The sequence below is a fragment of the Enterococcus sp. DIV1089c genome (genome assembly GCF_050530965.1).
Classification (GTDB): Bacteria; Bacillota; Bacilli; order Lactobacillales; family Enterococcaceae; genus Enterococcus_B; species Enterococcus_B hirae.
Genome location: NZ_CP172888.1, coordinates 1,226,142 through 1,242,328 on the forward strand (window position 1 = coordinate 1,226,142; position 16,187 = coordinate 1,242,328).

Sequence of the window (16,187 nt, forward strand, 5' to 3'; positions counted from 1 at the left end):
GAGACAACTTTTGTCCCAGTCTCTCTTTTTTTACGTAAAGGTATCAACGGGTATTATCGAAACAAAAGAATCTTTTTTTCTAAAGATAAGAAAAAGAGATTCTTTTGTTTCTTTTTTATATGATAAAATTCAACTATTCTAATCAGGAGTGATGGCATGAATAAGTATGAACGGTCATATTCCCTGCTTAGCCTTGCATTAGGGTTAGCAGAAGCAAATGATTTCAAAGTTGTCGGTGAAGAAGGAAAAAAGAATTATCAATTGTTATTCTCTAAATTTATCAGAATGATTGAAGATGATAAAAATGATTTTTTTCTTAAACATGAAAAAAAACTACCAGTGATTTCTTCATTGAAAAGGACGATTGCCTTTTATGATGCGAGTGATCCAAGAGAATTACAACAAATCATTATGAATATGAAAAAAAATGATTCAACAGAATTTATGGTACTCCCAGCATATGTTACTAGAAAAAGTATGGATCACGTATTTGGATTGATCCTCTATCGAAAAGAAGATCAGTTTATGGTAATAATGGTTGATAAACTAAAACATATGAATGACCACCATTTTACAGGAACGGTTACAATGATCCCCCTTAAAAACCTAGTTCCACTGAGTAAAATACTTTTTGAAAGTAAACTTGACCATCATAAAGAGAGTCGATGCAATGTAGCAAAATTTATTTATCAGTTAGGAGAAGGAGAAAATGGCTATGAAGGACTCCATCTTAATATGGGAGGATATGATGGAGCGTTAGCCAATTGTCCAATAAAAGAAATTTTTGGCACTTTAAGGGTAGCATTATATAACTGTCGTGAACCTATTTTACAAAATACTAAAGATCATTTTCATCCCAAGTTGGGAAGCACCAAAAAAAGCCGTGAGTTGTTCGTTAGAGCACTTATAAAAGACAAACAGGAATTTAGTAGAGAACAGGTTAGTGAGTTAACTTATCTGTTTAAAGTTTATCTTGAACTAAAAGCGGAGAGAAAGAACATGGCTAAAAAGAACCCGATTCGTGGTACTACATATTCAAAAGGAAAAATAGCATTAGAATTTATCCAAAAAAGTCTGATAAACGCTTCTAATTCACCAGATACATTTAAAAAAAGTTTCAAAAATCCTAAAGCCTTTAGAGTGTTTTCGACAGATAATAAGAATTTAGAAAAATTAGAAAACGCATTAAATGATATAATAATGGCGGTGAAATCTGAAAAAGCCTTAGATAATAAAAGGAAACTCAGTTGCTTGACAGAGAGTGCGTGCAAATATGTCAATGAAGAAAACAATTCAAAAAAAATAAAAAAAGAATCTACAACTAAAGAAGTACTTCGATAATCAAATAGACCAAATTGCTCTTTCTTTAGGCTAAAGTATTTTTTTCTATGGTACATAAAAGCTATAAGTTGTCTTTCAATTCGTTTTCTGACAAAATAAATAGAGGATGATGCAGATCATGTCAAATTATAACGAGGGAGCAATCAAATGATGGAAAAAGAATACTTTGTACAACAAGCAGCATTTCTGGATGATTATAAAAAAGAAGCAAAAGATGAAACAATTAATGTCGATCAATTAGCAGATCAAGTAATCAACCAATTGAATGAAACACAAGAGGATTATTATCTAATGAGTGGGGAAGTAGCAAAAGATGGCAATTCCCATCGTTTCCCATTCAGTCGTCGCGTTTATTCAGATGAAAACGACGGAACAATCAATACGGAGTATACTTATGAAGGAGAACCTTACGTCTTACAAACGGAAGAAGATAAATAAGCAGTTCTCTAATCATTTAAAAAAAGTTCAGGTTTTTCAATCGACTGATGATTGGGAGACCTGGCTTTTTTGCGACGGCAGATGCTATTTGATAGAGCGAATATTATATTTATTCCGAAAAGTGGAAAAGTGAAACAAAAAATAAAAAACATATAGAAGTAAAGGAAAGCTACCTTGCCTCGAACAAGCTTTTTCCGTATACTGGATTTGAAGTGAGGGAAAAATCATGTTGAACTTAGAAAATTACTTAAAAGCGGGACAAACAACGATATCGAACTTGTTGTTAAAAAATTATCATCGTATCGGATTACAAGCAGAAGAGTTTTTATTTATTTTGCAATTGCAAAGGGCGCAACTCGAAGGAGACTTTTTCCCAGATTTACACTCGATTGCGTTGGATATGGGTGTCAAACAAGAGCGTATCTATCAAATTTTAAATCACTTGATCAGTAATGGGTTTATTAAAATTGAAACAGCAACAATTGATGGTAAGCAAGCTGATCGTTACAATCTATATCCTATATATGAAATTTTAGGGAATTTTTTGGAAAGTCAAAATCAAAAACAAGCTGATTTAAGTCAAGAAAAAATGGTGCAGTCTGTTTATCAGTTATTTGAACAGGAATTTGGTCGCCCATTGTCAGCCATCGAATTTCAACGGATCGGTCAATGGTTAGAAGAAGATCATTATCAACCGGAAATTCTGAAACTTGCTTTACGTGAGGCTGTTTTGAATCAAGCGTATAGTTTTAACTATGTGGATCGAATCTTGTTGTCTTGGGAACGTAAAAATTTAAAGACGAAGCAACAAGTAGAAGAAGATCAAAAAAGACGAAAACAACAAATGTTACAAAAAGAAGTGGAAACCACTAACGCACAACCAGAAGCCTTGCCAAAAGTTACGTTGAAAAATTGGCTGGAGGAATAATATGTTAAGTAAACAAAAAACAATGGAAGCCTTGACAAAAATGTACGACATGTTCCCAGAAGCACATGGTGAATTAAAACATCGAAACCCTTATGAACTGTTGATTGCTGTCATACTCAGTGCTCAAGCAACCGATGTCTCAGTTAATAAAGCGACCCCAGCTCTTTTTGAAGCTTTTCCAACTCCTGAAAAGCTGGCTGCGGCTCCGATTGATGACATTATCCCTAAGATCAAAACGATTGGTCTTTACCGCAATAAAGCAAAAAATATCAAAGCATGTGCCCAACAATTGATGGATCGCTTTTCAGGTCAAGTTCCTCAAACTAGAGAAGAATTGATTTCTCTTCCAGGAGTTGGACGAAAGACAGCGAATGTCGTTTTAGGTGATGCTTTTGGTATACCAGCAATTGCTGTGGATACTCATGTCGAGAGAGTAACAAAACGTTTAAGGATTTGTAAGTTGAATGCCTCGGTGTTGGAAGTAGAAGAAACGCTGATGCGCAAAGTACCAAAAGAATTATGGGTCAAGACTCACCACACTTTAATATTTTTTGGTCGTTATCATTGCACGGCAAGAAGTCCACGGTGTGAAGTTTGCCCCTTGTTAGACATGTGTCAAGATGGAAAAAACAGAATGAAAGAAAAAACATTGAACGTAAAATAAAAGATAAAAAAAGGAAGTTGAGGTTTTTCTCAACTTCCTTTTTTGTTATGTGCCAGAAGACGTTGAACGACTAGAGGACTGTCCGGACTGTGCATTGTTCTCCGGAGGTGTTTGCGCTGGTGGTGTCGTGGATGACTCAGGAGTTGCCGAAGATGAAGAGCTTTGACTACTGCTGCTATTTTCTGGCGTTTCAGCTGAACTACTTGAATCATTTTTTTCACTTGAACTATCTACCGATGTCGAAGATTCGGCAGATGACTCAGTTGTTGAAGTTTCTGTCGATTCCGACGAAGAAGATACCGGTGTCGAACTTTCAGGTACCAGTGTCACTGATGAAGATGGCACCGTTGTTGAAGGGATCGTCGTACTTGGTGTTTTCTTGAGTTGATCGGTAAAGTATAATTCACCGCCAGATCTTACCAGTCCGCTAGGCATTTGCCAATCGCTATTTGTGACGCTGGATGATACATATTTCATTAATTCTCGATAAACATCAGAAGCAACATGAGACGAAGCGGAGGTGACAGGTGTCATTTTGTTGTTATAACCGGTCCATACTGAGATGGCGTAGTTTGGTGTATAACCAGCAAATAAAATATCAGGATACACACCGCTAGAAGTTCCTAATTTTGCGTACTCATCATCCGTATAGTTGGAAGTCCCGGTTTTCCCAGCTTGGTATAATCCAGGAATCAACGCATTCGTCCCAGTTCCTTTTATTAATGTATCTTTTAAAATATCTGTGACCATATAGGCTGTTTCTGGAGACATAGCTGTATTACCATCGGGATCGAACGTTTCTTCTGTGCCGTCTTGGAAGACGATCTTATTGACATATTGTGGTTTATAATACGTTCCTCCGTTAGCGAAAGCAGCATAGGCAGCCGCCATTTTTAAGGAAGAAGCGCCATATTTTGTGCCGTCTTGTTTTTCTGTGTTACTTGAAATCGCATTTGATTGATGGATCGTACTATATTCGATTCCAAGATCTTTTAAAAAGGTGCTGACTTTATCTGCGCCGACTTCATTAAACAATTTGACAGCTGGAACGTTCCTAGAAAGATACAAGGCTTGTCTTAAGGTGATCGTCCCCATAAAGCGGTTATCCCAGTTGCCTACTGGTGTTGAGGTTCCTTCATAGTTATAAGGAGCATCACTGATCGTTTTTCCTGTAGAGTATTTTAGATATTCAAAAGCTGGGCCATAATCTGTGACTGGTTTCATCGTCGAACCGAAGTCACGAGAAGTATTAACAGCTAAGTTCATACCTAGTGTGACATCTTCTGCAATATGGCGACCGCCAATTTGCGCTTTTACTTGACCAGTATTGACATCGATCAACGTAGAAGCAACTTGCATTTCATCATCAGGATAGTTGACATAGTCATCAGTGTTGACAATATCATAAAGATGTTTTTGTGCGTCTAGATCTAAGTTAGTATAGATATCCAATCCATCAGTAAATACATTTTTATCCGTTTTTTCTTGAACTTCATTGATGACTTCTTTGACATAATTATCAACGATTTTTGAATTATCATCTTCTTTTTTCATCTCTTGAAGACCATCATCGATTGGTGTATTCACTGCAGCATCATATTCTGATTGAGAGATTTTCTTGTTTTGTAACATGGTATATAAAACAGTATCTCGCCGTTTTTTGGCTTGTTCTGGATATTGGTATGGGTCATAGGCAGAAGGCGCTTGTGGCATTCCAGCTAACAAAGCAGTCTGTGGTAATGAAAGTTCTGGTAATCTTTTACCAAAATAATTTTCTGCTGCCGTTTCCATTCCGTATAATCCGTTGGACATATAGACTTTGTTCACATAGTAAGTCAATATTTCTTGTTTTGATTTTTGTTGTTCTAATTTTACAGCTAACCAAGCTTCTTGTGCTTTTCGTTTCAAGGTTTGATCTGAAGCGTTGGTAGAGAAGTAGGAGAGCTTAATCAATTGTTGGGTCAATGTACTACCACCTTGAAGTCCTCCAGAAGTAAAGTTAGAAAGTGCAGAGCCGACGATCCGAACTGGGTCGATCCCGATATGTTTATAGAAACGACGATCTTCAACAGAAACGATGGCGTTTTCTAACGTTTTCGGCAATTCGTTTGCGGTAATCTTTTCTCTTTTTTCTGCTCCTAAATCTTCAAATAATTCGCCATTTTGTGTGTAAAGTTTAGAAGAAACAGTCGCATCTAATGCAGTGTCCGTTAATTTTGGAGCATCTTTTGCATAAAACCAAAATAATCCGACACCGGCTAGGAAAGCGATACAAATCAAAGAAAATAAAATCAAGATGATACGGATGAAAAGCCCACGCTTCTTATGCCCGGAACCTTTGCCAGAAGTTTTATTTCTTGTTTGACTCGTCTTTTTAGAAGAAGAGGGACTGTTTCGTCTGGAAGTTCTTGTTTGCTCATTTGCCATTCTTGCGATCTCCTTCGATAGTTAATGTTGATAAGTATTGATCTACCGCTTTTAGATAAGGGATACGTGGCGAAAAACCTGTTTGGATCTCGATCCCTATTTTTTCGATCAATGAAAGCGGAAGCGACTTTTTCCCCTGATCATTTTGCGCATGCCAATAATCGATCAGATAAGTACTATCTAAATAAAAGCAACGCTTCAACGTAGAAAACCATAATAGGACAAAACAAATTCCTTGTTGCTTTAGACAAGCTTCCATATGGTCAATTTGATGCGCATGGAAATTTTTGAAGGGAAAAGATGTCTTATTCTTTGTTTCTTTCGCTTCAAAATCCAAATAGAAACCTCGATATACACCGTTATAATCTGTTGTGGAGGCCTGTGAGAAATAAGCTTCCTTAATAACAGCGGCGCTACGTCGAGGATAATCTACTTTAACAATTTGAATGGGGGTTGGTTTTTTATGGATAACAGCTACTTGGTGCGCTAAGTAATACTGGTTACTTTCGTTAATTGCTTCTTCAAAACGCATCCCTCGATTGCCAAATTCAATGGCTGATTCTCTTTTTTCTTGAACTTTTTCCTTTAAAGAGGCATTCTTATGATAGGGTTGGCCGTTTGGATAGCGTAAAACCATTTTAATCACACTCCTAGCCAACATTATAGCAAAAAAGAATCAAGAAAGAAAAGGAAACTCAAATGGACCGATTAAAAGTGATGTATATTTCCGGTTATCGAAGTTTTGAACTTGGGGTTTTTAAGGAAAATGACCCTAAAATAACGGTTATTAAAAAAGTCTTAAAAAAAGAGATACAGCAATTAGTCGAAGAAGGACTTGAATGGGTTCTTACTAGTGGAAACTTGGGTATAGAAACATGGGTCACGGAAGTAGTTGCTGAATTAAAGCAGGAATACCCTGAGTTAAAGTTGGGGATCATCTATCCATTCAAAGAGTTTGGAAATAATTGGAATGAGAATAATCAAGAAAAGTTAAGAACGGCAGAACAGTTAGCAGACTACGTTGAAGCAGTTAGCCATCAAGCCTATCAGTCGCCTAGCCAATTAAGAAACCACACGCGTTTTTTACTTGACCATACCGATGGCTGTCTATTAATTTATGATCCTGAGTTTCCAGGGAAAACCCAGTATTTTCTGAAAGAGGCGCAAACCTATCAACAGGATCATTCTTATGAAATTCGGCTAGTCAGTATGGATGATTTACAAAATTTCAGTGAATAATTCAGATAGTGTTTGATTTATCAAGTTATTTCCGATACAATGATATAGGTAGAAACTGTTATTATGTAAATGAAAACTAGAGGTGTAAATATGGCGGAATTGGTTTATAGTCCTAAAGACATTTTACAACAAGAATTCAAAACAAAGATGCGTGGCTATGATCCCATCGAAGTGGATGAATTCTTAGACAATATCATCAAAGATTATGAAACTTACAGCAAAAAACTCCTTGCTTTACAAGAAGAAAATGATAAATTAAGTGCCAAAGTAGCACAATTATCAAAAACACAAGGAGCAGCACAAACGCGTGTTCAACAAGTTGAAACACCGAAAAGTGCAGCAGTCACAAATTTCGATATCTTGAAACGTTTGTCAAATCTTGAACGTGAAGTATTTGGAAAAAAATTGGATCAACAATCATCAACAGTGAATGTTTCCCAACCTAACCCAAACAACTACACAAATGCAAGTGACGATGATAACGAAAAGACACGTCAATTCTAAGATTGATGATACATTGCGGTTTTTGGGTAATCGCGGTCTGACATGATCAGGCTGAGGAAAGTCCATGCTCGCACAGGCTGTGATGCCTGTAGTGTTCGTGCTTAGCGAAACAATAAGCTAAGGTGCTCTATTAGAGTAACGGCAGGAAAACAAGCTAAGGTTTTTAACTATGCTTAAGTATCCTTGAAAGTGCCACAGTGACGAAGCGGATAGGGAAACTTATTCGGTGGAACGCGGTAAACCCCTCGAGCGAGCAACCCAAACAATGGTAGGGGCGCTTTTTGTTGGGAATTAAGAACGAGACAAAAAGGCAGGTTAACTGCAGATAGATGGTTACCACATTGCTTTTTCTCCCTGGAAAAGTAGTGTACAGAACATGGCTTACAGAAAACCGCAATATAACAGGGAATACCTTCCAACCATGTTGTGAAGGTTTTTTTTAACATTAGAGTGTCACCACTGATTTATACCATTCAATAAATGGCTTGTTTGTTCAGGAACACAAAAATGAACGAGTGAAGAATGGCAATTTAGAGATAAGTATGAAAAAAATACTGATTCATTTTTCGGTTTGATTTTGCAAAAAGCTGGACGACCACGTTCAGCTTTTCTTATAAGGAGATAAGTATGGATACGACTAGAGAATTTAATCTTGTGGCAACGGCTGCAAGTGGGTTAGAAGCCCTTGTTGGAAAAGAACTACGTGACTTAGGCATTGATTGTCAAGTTGAAAATGGACGGGCACGTTTCAAAGGAACGATGGAAACGATCGCTACAGCAAATTTATGGTTACGAACAGCTGACAGGGTAAAGATCGTTGTTGGGGAATTTGATGCGTTTACCTTTGATGAACTATTTGAGAAAGTTAAAGCATTACCTTGGGAAGACTTTCTACCTTTAGATGCTGAATTTCCGGTTGCAGGAAAATCAATCAAGTCTAAGCTTTATAGTACACCTGATTGTCAGGCGATCACTAAAAAAGCGATCGTTGAACGATTGCGTAAGTATTATCACCGTCCGGCATCTGTTCCATTAACGGAGACAGGCGCACATTTTCAATTAGAAGTCGCTTTACTAAAAGATCATGTCATGATCACACTAGACACAACTGGTCCTAGTTTGTTCAAACGGGGATATCGTTTGGAAAAAGGCGGCGCACCGTTGAAAGAAAACATGGCAGCCGCTTTAGTGATGTTGACAAATTGGCGAAAAGATCGTCCGTTTTATGATCCAGTGTGTGGTTCTGGTACGATCTGCATCGAAGCTGCCTTGATTGGACACAACATTGCACCAGGATTTAATCGTGAATTTGCTTGTGAATCATGGGATTGGTTTAGTAAAGATGTTATGGAAAATGTTCGAGCATTGGCAGAAGAGCAAGCAGATTATGATATTGAACTCGATATCACAGGTTCTGATATCAATGGGCGGATGATCGAAATTGCTAAAGCGAATGCGGAAGAAATTGGCTTAGGCTCTTCAATCACGTTTAAACAACAAGCAGTCAAAGATTTCAAAACGGATAAAGAATACGGCGTAATCGTCGCGAATCCGCCTTATGGAGAGCGTTTAGGTGAAGAAGAAACGGTTCGTCGCTTGTATGAAGAAATGGGCGATGTTTTCCGTCCATTAAAGACATGGAGTAAGTACATTTTGACAAGTGACCTTACTTTTGAAGAGTATTATGGGCAAAAAGCTACTAAAAAACGTAAACTGTATAACGGAGCTTTACGGACTGATCTCTTCCAATACTGGGGAACGCGGCCACCAAGAAAAGACAAAACGATTTAAAATTATATGGGATGGATGGAGGAATAAATGATGAATGAAAAAGAATTGATGAAAGAACTAAAAGAAATCAATCTCTTGCAACAAACCTTGGGCATTTTAGATTGGGATATCCAAACGGGTATGCCAGAAAAAGCGAGTGAGGATCGTAGTGAAGTCAATAGTTATCTTTATAGTCTTTATTTCTCAAAGAAAATTGGACCTAAGATCAAAGAAGCCATCCAATATTTTTCTGAACATCCCAATGAATTATCTGAAACGGGAAAAATCGTGTTCGAGAAGGTCAAAGAAGACTATGAACTTGAATATAAAGTTCCTGAAGAATTGATGACTGCATTGACAGCAGCAACTTCTACCGCACAGGTGCAGTGGCAGCAATCTCGTGAAACGAAAAATTTTGCGGATTTTCAAGAAGCATTGACTAAAAATATTGAGTTAACAAAACAGTTGATACCCTATTGGAAAAAAGACGAAGCAACTGATTATGATGTGTTACTCAACCAATATGAACCAGGGATGTCTGTTGAAATCTTAGATCGTGTTTTCCAACAAGTAAAAGAAGGGATCATGGAAATTAGAAAAACCTTAGCAGAAAAAGGTCATGAACCAGATACCTCTTTTCTTTCTCGAAAAATGACTAAAGCCCAACAAAAAAGGTTTGTCACAGGCGTGATTGAACAGTTAGGTTATGATTTCTCAAGAGGACGTTTAGATGACACAATCCACCCTTTTATGATCGGGATCAATCATAATGATGCACGTATTACGACTCGTTGGAATGAACATGACTTTAAAATGGCAGTCTTTGGCGTGATCCATGAAGCTGGTCATGGAATGTATGAGCAAGATATTGACGAAAAATTTGCTTATACTCCGATTTACCAAGGTACTTCGATGGGAATCCACGAATCTCAATCACTGTTCAATGAGATCATCATTGGTAGCAATCGAAGTTTCTGGGAAAAACAATATCCATTTTTCCAACAATGTGCAGAAGGAACATTCGATGATATTTCATTTACTGACTTTTATCGCTCGCTGAAACAAACCCAAGCAAGCTTGATCCGAATTGAAGCAGATAGTTTAACGTATCCATTGCATATCATTATTCGTTATGAAATTGAGAAAATGATTTTCAATGAGGGCGTGGACGTGGCTCAATTACCAACTATTTGGAATCAAAAGTATGAGGAATATCTAGGAATACGACCTGCGAATGATTTAGAAGGAATCTTGCAAGATGTCCACTGGTCAGGAGCTAGTTTTGGTTACTTCCCATCTTATGCTTTAGGATATATGTATGCTGCGCAACTGCTTCACGCATTAGAAAAAGAGCTTTCGATCGATGAAGTGTTAGCATCCGATGATTATCGACCAGTCAAAGAATGGATGAAAGAAAAGATCCATCAATATGGTGCATCTAGAAAACCAACGCAATTGATTCAGGATGCAACCGGTGAGGTGCTAAATCCGCAGTATTTGATCGATTACATGAAAAAAATCTATTTTTCGGTCTATCAAGTAGCTGAATTCAGTAGCGAGAAAGAAGGAAAATAAATGGAGAAACTGCAGGAAATTGCTGATTACAGTTTCAAGCAATTAGCAATGGATCAAACTGGACACGGGATTGATCATACGGTACGAGTCGTTAAATTAGCAGAGAAAATTTTAGCAACTGAACCGCAAGCTGATCCATTGATTACCCTTGCTTCTGCTTATTTGCATGATACGATCGATGATAAAGTAGTAGCCGATGAAACGAAAGCAAAAGCAGAGTTACATCAATTTTTGCAACGCTTAGAGCTATCAGATGCAACCATTGAATCAATCTTTTTGATTATTGAAAACCTGTCTTTTTCAAAAGGGTTGTCAGGTGAAGAAATGGCATTACCTATTGAAGGAAAAATTGTTCAAGATGCAGATCGTCTTGAAGCCTTAGGAGCAATTGGTATTTTGCGTACGGCTTATTTTGGTGGTGGACATGGCCATCCCATTTTTGATGAAAGTCGGTACCCAATCAGTTATCAAAATAAAAAAGATTATCGCAAAGGGTCCACTGTGATCAATCATTTTTACGAAAAATTGTTCTTATTACCAGATAGGATGAACACCCCATATGGTATAAAGGAAGCAAAACGACGAGAAGCCTTTATGCGGGAATTTATTGATGAATTCTTCAATGAATGGTCAGTAGGAGACCCTGATTTTACTCCCGAAAGCTGGTTGGCAACAGGAGGTTGAGACAAAAGTGTTTAGCATCAAGAAATAAGAAGGAATTTCCGAAAATTGACAAGAAACACAAAAACTCGTTTTTGATGTTGATTGTTACCTACTTGGTGCTTCTCAAATTTTTGGTAAATTTCGGCAAATTTTCCGAAGATGCTACTTTTGTCTCACCGTGAACAAGAGGTCGTGAAAAGAGTGCCTTGACCTGAGCGCTTACCAAGTAAAAACTGCGACGAGTAATCGCAGGAGCATTAAGGATGAAAATCTCGAAACAGCTCCCCATGTTTTGAGATTTTTTGACTTATCGCCGAAGGTCAGCTCTTTGAACACCGTTTATTCGATTTTAGAGAGACCAGAAGAGACTGAGGCAAGGTTTGTCTCAGTCTCTTCTTGTGGTCATGAGTAGTAACTGATGACCATAGGGAACGTTTTTTGTGTTGGGAGAAAGACTTCTGAAAATAGCTACAGGTAAGCGCCTTGGACCAAGTAATATATAGCTAGAGAAGCAAACATTAAAAGAATTTAATATACAAATAGAATATTCGTTTTTTTATTTCATAACAAAAAACAAGGCTAACTAATGGCGGAAAATTCAGAATATATGGAATATTTATTGGAAAGTTGATTAAGTTAAGGGTTGATATTAGCTAGATGTGATCCTCTTAAAAATAACGACAGTTACTAAAATAAGTAAAAAAATATTTCGTTAGTGGAGTATCGATTGATTTGTTATGTAAGAAAATACTCAGTTAAATAACTCTCATAATTTGTGTAAGCGCTATCAGAAAAGGTATACTTATAAACAGGAATGAAAGGCTGCATATTCGTTCCTCAACCTTGAAGGTTAGAAAAATGGGGGGTGGAGACATGTCTTCTGAAGTATTGTCAACTTATTTAGAACAGGAACTGGCTTTATTGAAGGAAAAGGGACTATACAACACGATTGATATCCTTGAAGGTGCAAATGGTGCGATCATTGAGGTAGCAGGGAAAAATTTGATCAATCTAGCATCGAATAATTATTTGGGGTTTGCTGATCGAGTGGAGCTGAAACAAGCGTGTATCGACGCAACGAATCGCTATGGTGTCGGCGCAGGTGCTGTCCGAACAATTAATGGCACATTACGTATCCATCAAGAATTAGAGAATAAAATTGCAGAATTTAAAGGTACAGAAGCAGCGATTGCTTTTCAATCAGGCTTCAATTGTAATATGGGAGCTATTTCAGCCATTATGACTAAGGAGGATGCGATCTTATCAGATGAATTGAATCATGCTTCGATCATCGATGGATGTCGCCTCTCTGGTGCCAAAATCATTCGTGTTAAGCATCAAGATATGAACGATCTAGAAGAAAAAGCAAAAGAAGCGATAAATAGTGGGAAATATAACAAAATCATGTATATCACAGACGGTGTTTTTTCAATGGATGGCGATGTAGCTAATTTACCCGATATGATCCCAATTGCCGAAAAATACGGGTTGATTACTTATGTGGATGATGCCCATGGTTCTGGAGTGATGGGAAAAGGAGCCGGCACAGTGAAGCATTTTGGTCTCCAACAGAAAATTGACATGCAAATGGGTACATTGTCTAAAGCAATCGGTGTCGTTGGTGGCTATGTCGCAGGATCTGAATCGTTGATCGACTGGTTAAAATCACGAGGACGTCCTTTCTTGTTTTCAACATCACTTACACCAGGTGCTGCTGGCGCTGCTCTAGCATCGATTCAACTGATGCAAGTTCATCCAGAATTAGTCGAAAAAGTTTGGGAAAATGCCATTTATTTCAAAGAAGAACTGAAAAAAATCGGGTATGACATCGGCGTGTCGGAAACACCAATCACTCCAGTGATACTTGGCGATGAGAGTCTAACACAACAATTTTCTAAAAAGTTGATTGAAAATGGACTATATGTGAAACCAATCGTTTATCCAACCGTACCATTGGGAACATGTCGTGTTCGTAATATGCCAACTGCAGCTCATACCAAAGAAATGCTCGATCATGCTGTAGCGATTTACCAAAAAGTCGGAAATGAAATGGGCATCATTTGATTTAGTAGAAACGATCTCGCCTGAAATCTAAGAGAAAGACGATCATAGGATAGAGCGTTTCGGTTGTATTTCTGTGAAAATCGAAAAATTACCTTTTTTTATATTTTGATCGTCGATGGAGTGGTCGATGGAATGTAGGTAGCATTTATTTTTAATAGATAGTGAAAATGAACTAAAAAGGAGTGTTTGTATGAAAAAAGTATTAGTTACTGGCTGCCTTGGACAAATCGGATCGGAATTAGTTTTACGTTTAAGGGAAGATTTGGGTAATGAAAATGTTATCGCAACGGATATTCGTATGCCTGAAAAGCTAGAAGATGGTGAACTATTTGAAATTTTAGACGTCATGGATTACGAAAAAATGCGAGCGTTAGTCGAAAAAAAAATATCAAGTAGATACTTTGATTCATTTAGCAGCGCTTTTATCAGCTGTCGCTGAAGCAAAACCAAAGTTCGCTTGGGACCTCAATATGGTTGGGTTAGTCAATGCGCTGGAAGTCGCAAGAGAATTTAAGTTAAAATTCTTCACGCCAAGTTCAATCGGCGCTTTTGGACCTAATACACCAAAAGATGAGACTCCTCAAGATACACTCCAACGACCAACAACAATGTATGGCGTGACAAAAGTCGCAGGCGAGCTTTTGTGTGACTACTATTATACAAAGTATGGCGTAGATACACGAGGTGTACGCTTCCCAGGATTGATTTCTTATAAAACTTTACCTGGTGGTGGGACAACGGACTATGCAGTGGATATTTATTATTCAGCTATCAAAGAAGGAAAATACACGTGCTTTATTGATCGTGGTACAGCTATGGACATGATGTACATGCCAGATGCCATTGAGGCGATTGTTCAGTTGATGAATGCTGATCCTAAAAATTTAGTTCATCGCAATGCATTCAATATCTCTGCGATGTCTTTTGAACCAGAAGAAATCAAAGCGTCAATCAAAAAAGTGTTTCCTGATTTTGAAATGGACTATGCAGTTGATCCAGTGCGACAATCGATCGCAGACTCTTGGCCAAATTCATTAGATATTAGTTGTGCGCAAAAAGAGTGGGGCTTTCAACCACGTTACGACCTAGATAAAATGACTCAAGATATGTTGACCAAGTTGCAAGAGAAATTGACAGCAACAGTCTAATTACTATAGTTTATCGTAAACTTCCGATCGAGTGGTGGGGAGTTTACGATAAAGGGAGGATAAGCGATGGAACGTAACCAAGTATCGGTTGAAAAAAACAAAGTCGAACTAAAGCGAACGATGGGCTTTTTTACTGCTTTATCGACTGTGATGGGAACAGTGATTGGAGCGGGAGTATTCTTTAAAGCAGCGAGTGTCGCAGAAGTTACAGGATCAGTTAGTTTACATATGCTTTCTTGGTTTTTGGGAGGGATCATCTCCGTCTGTGCAGGTTTAACTGGTGCAGAACTTGCCGCAGCGATCCCCGAAACAGGTGGTATGGTCAAATATATCGAACGAACCTATGGTCAAACGGCTGCTTTTTTGTTAGGTTGGGCACAAGTTGTGATTTACTTTCCTGCAAATGTAGCGGCACTATCAATCATCTTTGGGACACAATTTGTGAACTTATTTGCCTTAGAACAGCAATGGATTGTCCCCATCGCTATTATAGCCGCTGTGACGATCATGCTGATCAATTTTTTAGGATCAAAAGTTGGTGGAACTTTTCAATCCATTACCTTAATCTGTAAATTGATCCCACTGGCAGTCATCGTCTTGTTTGGCTTATTTCGCAGTGGTGGAGTAGAGTTTCAGCTGTTTCCCATAGAAGCAGGAAAAGATCTGCCATTGTTTTCAGCATTAGGTGCGGGCTTGTTAGCGACAATGTTTGCTTATGATGGTTGGATTCACGTTGGAAACATTGCAGGAGAATTAAAAAAACCGGCAAAAGATTTACCAAAAGCCATTTCTATAGGAATCATCGGGATTATGGTTGTTTATTTATTCGTTAATACTGTCTTTTTAAAAACAGCTTCGATTGGAGGAATCAGTGGCAACAGTAATGCTGCTAGCGAAGTGGCTACCATGATTTTTGGTGGCGTAGGTGGGAAACTTGTAACTGTCGGGATTTTGATTTCAGTCTATGGAACAATCAATGGCTATACACTTACTGGGATGCGCCTGCCCTATGTGATGGCCCAAGAAAAACGGTTACCTTTCAGTCACCACTTAGGAAAATTGAACGATCGAACGAAGATTCCAGTGGTTGCTGGTGTTTTGGAACTAGTGATTGCGATCGGTATGATGATGGTTGGTGGATTTGATATGCTGACGGATATGCTTGTTTTTGTGATTTGGATTTTTTATACGATGGTATTTGTAGGTGTAATTATATTGAGAAAAACAGCTCCAAAACTTGAAAGGCCTTATAAAGTTCCGCTATACCCAATCATTCCGCTAATCGCCATTCTTGGTGGTGCTTTTATCGTGGTTAGTACGTTACTGACACAAACACTTTTAGCATTTAGCGGAATCGCTTTGACATTAGTCGGAATCCCTGTTTATTTATATTTGAAAAATAAATATCCTGTAGTTTAACATATTA

13 protein-coding genes, 1 other RNA gene and 1 pseudogene are annotated in these 16,187 nt (G+C 37.9%); 13 read left to right on the top strand and 2 right to left on the bottom strand.

All coding sequences use genetic code 11. The features are described from left to right. Window positions 1-156: 156 nt before the first annotated feature. The 4 genes from IGL30_RS05780 to nth all read left to right on the top strand — a co-directional run bounded on the left by IGL30_RS05780 (window position 157) and on the right by nth (window position 3,371). The gene (locus IGL30_RS05780) at window positions 157-1,341 is read left to right on the top strand and encodes a hypothetical protein (RefSeq protein WP_123874805.1); all 1,185 of its coding nucleotides are present in this window, start codon (window positions 157-159) and stop codon (window positions 1,339-1,341) included. Between the two features lie 150 nt (window positions 1,342-1,491). After that, a complete protein-coding gene (locus tag IGL30_RS05785; RefSeq protein WP_014834686.1) occupies window positions 1,492-1,779 on the top strand; it encodes a DUF5960 family protein in 288 nt (95 codons plus the stop codon). 226 nt (window positions 1,780-2,005) lie between these two features. Next, window positions 2,006-2,707, top strand: coding sequence for a DnaD domain protein (locus tag IGL30_RS05790; RefSeq protein WP_010737511.1), 702 nt, complete (start codon window positions 2,006-2,008; stop codon window positions 2,705-2,707). Between the two features lies 1 nt (window position 2,708). Continuing rightward, window positions 2,709-3,371, top strand: coding sequence for an endonuclease III (gene nth, locus IGL30_RS05795; RefSeq protein WP_010737512.1), 663 nt, complete (start codon window positions 2,709-2,711; stop codon window positions 3,369-3,371). 45 nt (window positions 3,372-3,416) lie between these two features. Here nth and IGL30_RS05800 read toward each other — a convergent pair whose 3' ends face one another. Both IGL30_RS05800 and recU read right to left on the bottom strand, forming a co-directional pair. Further along, complete coding sequence (locus IGL30_RS05800) at window positions 3,417-5,798, bottom strand: PBP1A family penicillin-binding protein (protein ID WP_317751604.1); 2,382 nt, start codon at window positions 5,796-5,798, stop codon at window positions 3,417-3,419. After that, window positions 5,788-6,435, bottom strand: coding sequence for a Holliday junction resolvase RecU (recU, locus tag IGL30_RS05805; protein WP_010719245.1), 648 nt, complete (start codon window positions 6,433-6,435; stop codon window positions 5,788-5,790). Before recU ends, IGL30_RS05800 begins: the two co-directional genes overlap by 11 nt. Window positions 6,436-6,497: 62 nt before the next feature. Here recU and IGL30_RS05810 point away from each other — a divergent pair, with 62 nt between their 5' ends. From IGL30_RS05810 to IGL30_RS05850, 9 genes and pseudogenes are all read left to right on the top strand, one after another. After that, window positions 6,498-7,037: a DUF1273 domain-containing protein gene (locus IGL30_RS05810; RefSeq protein ID WP_123874803.1), complete on the top strand. Its 540-nt coding sequence runs from the start codon at window positions 6,498-6,500 to the stop codon at window positions 7,035-7,037. A gap of 90 nt (window positions 7,038-7,127) precedes the next feature. Further along, window positions 7,128-7,541 (top strand): cell division regulator GpsB, encoded by a 414-nt coding sequence (gpsB, locus tag IGL30_RS05815; RefSeq protein WP_010719243.1) that lies wholly within the window; start codon window positions 7,128-7,130, stop codon window positions 7,539-7,541. A gap of 18 nt (window positions 7,542-7,559) precedes the next feature. Beyond that, an RNA gene (gene rnpB, locus IGL30_RS05820) (RNase P RNA component class B) lies at window positions 7,560-7,930 on the top strand. Between the two features lie 238 nt (window positions 7,931-8,168). Further along, window positions 8,169-9,332 (top strand): THUMP domain-containing class I SAM-dependent RNA methyltransferase, encoded by a 1,164-nt coding sequence (locus IGL30_RS05825; protein WP_010737516.1) that lies wholly within the window; start codon window positions 8,169-8,171, stop codon window positions 9,330-9,332. A gap of 30 nt (window positions 9,333-9,362) precedes the next feature. After that, the gene (locus IGL30_RS05830; protein WP_123874802.1) at window positions 9,363-10,886 is read left to right on the top strand and encodes a carboxypeptidase M32; all 1,524 of its coding nucleotides are present in this window, start codon (window positions 9,363-9,365) and stop codon (window positions 10,884-10,886) included. Next, the gene (locus tag IGL30_RS05835) at window positions 10,887-11,570 is read left to right on the top strand and encodes an HD domain-containing protein (RefSeq protein WP_088745159.1); all 684 of its coding nucleotides are present in this window, start codon (window positions 10,887-10,889) and stop codon (window positions 11,568-11,570) included. Window positions 11,571-12,422: 852 nt separating this feature from the next. Beyond that, on the top strand, window positions 12,423-13,613 hold the full coding sequence (locus IGL30_RS05840; protein ID WP_123875175.1) for a glycine C-acetyltransferase: 1,191 nt from the start codon (window positions 12,423-12,425) through the stop codon (window positions 13,611-13,613). Window positions 13,614-13,803: 190 nt separating this feature from the next. Continuing rightward, window positions 13,804-14,761: pseudogene (locus IGL30_RS05845) on the top strand (L-threonine 3-dehydrogenase). A gap of 66 nt (window positions 14,762-14,827) precedes the next feature. Beyond that, window positions 14,828-16,180: an APC family permease gene (locus IGL30_RS05850; RefSeq protein WP_088745157.1), complete on the top strand. Its 1,353-nt coding sequence runs from the start codon at window positions 14,828-14,830 to the stop codon at window positions 16,178-16,180. Window positions 16,181-16,187: the final 7 nt, after the last annotated feature.